Genomic DNA, 6,121 nt, shown 5'->3' on the forward strand with positions numbered 1-6,121 from the left:
AGAGGATTTTTTAAAACTTCTTCCTTATATTTTCTATAGCTGCTCATTTCCCAAACCTCCTCATATAATCATCCTTTGTATCATAGAATTCAACTTCGAACATATTTACTCCTTCTCCTAATTCAATGATATGTTGTATAGAACATATTGTCAACCATAGTTTCAATTTTATCTGCATTTTTAGAAAAAGCATTTACACAAAACACAAAGGAAAAAGGAGTGTGCATTAAATGAGAAAGCAGACTAAATATGTTGCAGTTCTTTCTGCAGCAGCTCTTCTTGCTATGGGCGCATCTATGACATCCTTCGCCGCTGGTTGGGAGAAGGACGAGGCAGGTGCATGGCATTATTACGACAAAGACGATGACATGGTAACCGGCGAGTGGAAGAAGGACGGCAATAAGTGGTTCTATCTTGACGACGACGGCAATATGGCAGTTAACAAGTGGGTTGAGGATGACTACTATGTCGGCGAAGACGGCGCGATGATCACCAACGGCTGGGTTAAGACTCTTGAAGATGATGAAGATGTCGACAGCCCGGAAGATACCGGAGAGCATTGGTATTATTTCAATGCCAAAGGTAAGAAGGTTACTAACACTAAGAAGACTATCGCTGGCAAGACATACCACTTCAATGATGAAGGTAAGATGCTTACAGGTTGGCAGACTGCAGCAGGCGACAACGACACTGATGAGGATGCTACCGTCTACTATCTCGGTGGAGAAGACGAAGGTTGGGAAACAAGAAACGAGTGGAGATGGCTCGAGAAATCCGGTATCGATGATGATGATGAGGATCGTGAGACCGGTCACTCCGTTCTTGGATGCGCAGAAGATGACGATTGTGATGACGAAGGTTGGTACTGGTTCGACGCTTCCGGTAAGCTCTATCACAAGACAGGTGAGAAAACCATCAAGGGTCGCAAATTCGCATTCAATAAGCACGGTCAGATGCTCTATGAGTGGGTTTACAACAAAAAGGTCACACCGGCTACCTATGCCATGCTCGATAAGGCAACAGATGGAAACATTAGCATCGATGAGATGCGTTGGTATCAGGAAAATGGTGACGGAGCAAACAATGGTGCTCGATACAAGGGTTGGCAGTATATCTCCGGTTCGGAATCTTTAAATAAAGCCGGCGATACCAACTGGTACTACTTCAAAGACAGTAAACCAAAACACGCAGATACGGTCAAGGATGACACTCTGCTCAATGATGGTTCTGATGGAGTCTACAGAAAGAAGGAGAAGCTCTCCTGGGATGGAAAGACCGGTACATTCTGCTTTGACGAATTTGGTAAGATGAAGACTGGTCTTCAGTACATTGAGGGAAACACATACTTCTTTAACGATGACGGTTATATGCAGACTGGTAAGGTTTCTAACGTTGAAGAAGCAGATGGTGATACTTTCTCCTACTACTTCCAGACCAAGAATACCGGCAAGGGCCATGGCATCACCGGTGAGAAAGACGGTTATCTCTACTTCATGGGAAAGAGACTGGAAGCAGACGATGATTACAGAATCTATAAGGTATCCCGTAACTATTACATTGTAAACAGCAAGGGCAAACTCCAGAAGTCCTTCAATAAAAAAGATGTTGAACTTGCTACCGGTGACACAGAAGAGGATAAGTATCTGTCCGTTAACAACAAGAATTACAGACTTACTGTCAAGAAGACAGCAACTGGCGATCTTGATTTAACTGATTCTCAGACGAAGTTTATCAATGATAATGCAGTTATCCCGCACATCCAGCTTGATAGCACAGACAACTACATTCTCGAAGATGCAATCCTGAAACCAGATGAAACTGATGAGGCGAAGGGATATGATTTCCTGAATCAGGCTAACCTTACCAAAGCACTTTCGGATGCAGCGAAAGCTAGACAGGATGCCGAGAAGTAATTCATTCTAATATTATGTAATCTTCATTTACCTGAATGAAAATCATGACATAGGGGGGTCCCGCTTCGGCGGGACTCCTTTTGCGTATTTTACTGTATTTTCCCGCTCTTTCCCGTATAACTCTTATCGAACTGAAGTTATCTGCGATGTTATGTTTAATATCTTTACTATATTAAAATAAGGAGATGACGACTATGGAGAAGAAATTACCACAGGGAATTACACATCGCAAGGACGGCCGCTATATGTGGCGGTTCCAGCATGAAGGCGTATCATACAGCGGATACAGTGCCCATTTAAAAGACGCGGAGATCGCGATGTATCGCAAGAAATATGAAGTTTACAATCATTTGTGTGAACGCATGACGACGCCGACGATGAATCAGTGGTTTCTGGAATGGATGACTATCTATAAAAAGAACTGTAAGGCCGTGACGGCGTATTCTTACTGGAAAGCATATAAAAACTACATTGCCGATGAGTTGGGGGATTACCGCCTCGATCAGATTCCCGCCAAAGAGCTTCAGGAGACTATGAACGATCTTTCGGACCACTACTCTCCCACCGTGATCAATACCAGCCGGGTGCTGCTTTACGGAATGCTGGAACAGGCGAGAAAGAACGCAATGATCGAGTTTAATCCGATGAAGAACATCAGCCGGCCGAAGACGCAGGAAAAGCCGAAAAAGCAGGTTCTGACCGCCGAAGAAGAACTGATCTTCCTGAATGCCGCATTGCCCAGCTTTTACTACCCTCTCTACAAGCTGGCGACACTGACCGGGATGAGGATCGGCGAGATCACCGCCCTTCGCTGGAATGACATCGACATGGAAAACCGGCTGATCCATGTCCGTCATACGCTGGATTACACCGCAGAAAAGGGGTTGTTCCTCGAAACGCCCAAGACAAAATCATCCAAACGGGATATTCCGATGATTTCCGCTGCCGCCGAGCTTTTGGCAGAACACCGCAAAGAACAGAAACGGCTACTCCATGAAGCGGCGATGAACGCCGCTCCGGACCGTGGCGATGAAGATGTCAACGCCGGTTCCGCCGTCTATGTTCCTGCCCTTTCTCCCGATTACAGAGTCAAGAACGGTACGAAAGTCATCCCGAATCTTGTATTTACGAGCCCCTGCGGCAAACCGATCTATCAGGCCTGTGTCCAGAAGGACCTGTCCAAAATCATCACTCCTCTTCTTGCAAATAATAGCATCAGTCACTCTTTCACGTTCCATACGTTACGTCATTGCTTCGCGACGCGCTGCATTGAAAACGGCATGAGTTACAAGACACTGCAGAGCATTCTCGGCCACAGCTCTCTCTCAACGACGATGGATATCTATGCGCACAGTCTGGATGAGACAAGGCGCGGCGAGATGGAGAAGGTTGCGTCATATCTGGATCATTTATGATCGACATCGCTCATCAAAACCCGTTTCACTGATTACTCGATCAATAACAGATCAGGCGACAGGATCTTTGTCCCGCCGCCTGATACATTTTCCGATGATTCATTCCATCTCTATAGTGTCTTACTGATTGTTTCCTGATTCCGTCTGCTGAATACGACTCTCAAAACAATGATGTGTTCGTTTTCTTCATCGACAAAATAATACGCCGTAAAATTATTTACCAGAAAACGCCGAACATCATTTCTCCTTATATACGAATTTTCTACAGGTCTTCCGATCTTCGGATTCCTACAAATCTCTTGAAGAGTATCTTCTAGTTTCGTCACAAAATTTGCAGCCGCAGCCGGGTTTGATAAATCTTCTGCCATATATGATAGTATTTCATCGATATCAGCTTCTGCCATCTCAGTAAAAACATATTCGTATTCTTTAAATACCATGTTTTTCCCTTATTCTTTTCAGCGCAGTTTTGCCGTCAACCACATTTCCGTTCTCATAATCTTCGATTCCCTTATTGACAAGAGCCGCCTCATCAATTTTTCTCATTGTCCGTTCATAGTAGTCGATGTCCATGACAACAAGTCTTCCATATCCATTCTTCGTGATAAAGATCGGCTCATTCGCTTCTGCACACATACGCTCGATTTCAACGGTGTTTTTTAAATCTCTCATTGGAACTATCTGCATAGAGCCCTCCTTTCTGTGGCCAAATTATAGTATATATTTGGTCACATTTCAATTTTTATTTCCCTTATATCTCAAAATTATTTATGGTACGGCTCATGGCTGATAATTTTAAAGCTCCGATAGATCTGCTCCAGCAGAACAACGCGCATGAGCTGATGCGGAAAGGTCATTTTAGAAAAGCTGAGATGGTAATCCGCTTTCTTCAGGACCGCCTCGGAAAGACCGAGTGATCCGCCGATCACAAACTGAATGTGACTTACGCCGCTCACAGTCTTTTTTTCAATCAGTTCGGCGAGTCCCTCCGAGCTTTTCATCTCACCGTCAATGGCAAGAGCGGCGGTAAATGCGGATTCATCCCATTTTGCGAGAATCCGCTCACCTTCGGTGATGCGGATCTGCTCTTCTACTGCCGGCGGAGCATTGTCCGGTGTCTTCTCATCCGGCACCTGAATGATCTCCGGCTTGCAGTAGCGTCCCAGCCGCTTCATGTATTCGTCAATGGCGCCGTTCCAGTATTTCTCTTTGACTTTCCCGACACATAAAATGGTGATTTTCATTGATCGTTCCTCTTATACTCTTATATACTTATGTCCTCACGACAGGAATCGGAGGAAACACGGATTATATCCATGTTTCCTCTGCAGCAACCGGCGGATGACACAGATTATCATCATGCAGCATAAGAATCCTTCGAATTCTATTTCCTGCCACGGTTATTTCTCCAGAAAAGTATATCGGATCTGAGAGGGTTTTGCAAAGACCCCCGGAAAACCGGGCGCCAAAGATCGTTACGATTGTATCTCCTCCCCTTTCTTTTTCAAATACGAATACTCCGGATTGAGCACAATGTTATGTCCGCCGGACACTTCGAGTGATGTTCCGTTCACATAAGAGGACACGGGACTTGCCAGAAACAGCACCGCTTTTGCGATCTCTTCGGGATCTGCCATGCGGCGGAGAAGATTGTTCTCCATCAGATGATCCAACGCCGCTTTCGTAAATGTAGAGGCGACCAGCGGCGTCATTGTATATCCCGGCATCAGGCTGTTGACTCTGACATTGTACGCGCCGTATTCACCGGCCACAGTCTGGGAATACTGCACCATCGCCGCTTTCATCGCCGCATAGATGGTCGAGCGCCCTGTGGTTGCCGCGCGGGCGGCAAGGCTCGCGATATTGACGATACTTCCGCCGTTCTGTTTCATACAGGAAAATGCCGCCTGCGTGCCGAAGACGGTGGCCTTAAAGTTTGCCGCGATCAGAAAATCCAGTTCCCCGTCCGTGTATCCTTCTCCTGCTCTCGCCCGGTTGGTTCCGATATTGTTGATCCAGGCAGCAATGGACCGGCTGCTGCTCTTTTCCGCTGCAAAAGATGCCAATTCCGATACCGCCTGTTCATCCGTACCGTCCAGAACCAGTCCATGGATCCGGTTCCTCATGGTTTCCGCCGTCTGCCCATCCACTTCCGTATGACACAGTTCCTCCACTGCCTGTTCCACTTCATCCCGATTTCTGGCATTGAAGGTGACGATCGCGCCTTCTTTCAGGAATTCTCTGCAGACCGCAAAACCGATCCCCTTGCTGCCTCCGGTCACAACAACAGACTGATCTCTCAATTCGTAATCCATTCCCCATTCCTCCTTTTATTCTGTATACCTATAGGATATATATGTTTTACAATCCATCATAAGCATATTTCCGGATTTTGCAAGGATATTTCAGAAATATTTCCTGTGACAGAACAAAGTCCGCAAGCGGACTTCGGCTCCCCCATCTCCTCAGTCCTGAGGGGAGCCCGGCGGACTTTGCGCGCCGCCGCTGGTCACCGTTAGGTGACAGCTTCCTTACAGCGGCGTGCGCATCCTCGCGGAGCGTTTTTGTTTCATAGGGAATTTCGGAGAAATTTTCTATGAAATAAAAACGCAGCCATCCGCGGTTTCCCTTGAGAAACCGGCAGAATGGCTGCAGGATAAATCGGATCTGTTTCCACAGAAATGGATCGTGTCACCCGATCAATGTGTTTTGCAAATGTGCTTTTCTAAATTTGTTTTTTCCAAATTTGCTTTTTCAAATGCACATTTTAAATGCATTTTTTCAAATATGCTT

At 46.0% G+C, this 6,121-nt stretch carries 6 protein-coding genes; 2 read left to right on the forward strand and 4 right to left on the reverse strand.

The features are described from left to right. Positions 1 to 230: 230 nt before the first annotated feature. Complete coding sequence (locus BMW41_RS13730; RefSeq protein ID WP_074650764.1) at positions 231 to 1,913, forward strand: hypothetical protein; 1,683 nt, start codon at positions 231 to 233, stop codon at positions 1,911 to 1,913. Positions 1,914 to 2,107: 194 nt separating this feature from the next. After that, positions 2,108 to 3,328, forward strand: a complete 1,221-nt coding sequence (locus tag BMW41_RS13735) for a tyrosine-type recombinase/integrase (protein ID WP_074650766.1) — start codon at positions 2,108 to 2,110, stop codon at positions 3,326 to 3,328. 110 nt (positions 3,329 to 3,438) lie between these two features. Here the strand turns inward: BMW41_RS13735 and BMW41_RS13740 are convergent, their stop codons facing one another. From BMW41_RS13740 to BMW41_RS13755, 4 genes are all read right to left on the reverse strand, one after another. After that, a complete protein-coding gene (locus tag BMW41_RS13740; protein ID WP_074650768.1) occupies positions 3,439 to 3,768 on the reverse strand; it encodes a type II toxin-antitoxin system RelE/ParE family toxin in 330 nt (109 codons plus the stop codon). Next, positions 3,758 to 4,000 carry a prevent-host-death protein gene (locus tag BMW41_RS13745; protein ID WP_330387021.1) on the reverse strand — a complete coding sequence of 81 codons (243 nt, stop codon included), beginning with the start codon at positions 3,998 to 4,000 and terminating at the stop codon, positions 3,758 to 3,760. The genes BMW41_RS13740 and BMW41_RS13745 overlap by 11 nt, the downstream gene beginning before the upstream one ends. 92 nt (positions 4,001 to 4,092) lie before the next feature. Further along, positions 4,093 to 4,572: a 23S rRNA (pseudouridine(1915)-N(3))-methyltransferase RlmH gene (rlmH, locus tag BMW41_RS13750; RefSeq protein ID WP_074650769.1), complete on the reverse strand. Its 480-nt coding sequence runs from the start codon at positions 4,570 to 4,572 to the stop codon at positions 4,093 to 4,095. A gap of 231 nt (positions 4,573 to 4,803) precedes the next feature. Beyond that, the gene (locus BMW41_RS13755) at positions 4,804 to 5,643 is read right to left on the reverse strand and encodes an SDR family NAD(P)-dependent oxidoreductase (RefSeq protein ID WP_074650771.1); all 840 of its coding nucleotides are present in this window, start codon (positions 5,641 to 5,643) and stop codon (positions 4,804 to 4,806) included. Positions 5,644 to 6,121: the final 478 nt, after the last annotated feature.

This window comes from [Clostridium] aminophilum, assembly GCF_900101295.1.
GTDB lineage: Bacteria > Bacillota > Clostridia > Lachnospirales > Lachnospiraceae > Clostridium_R > Clostridium_R aminophilum_A.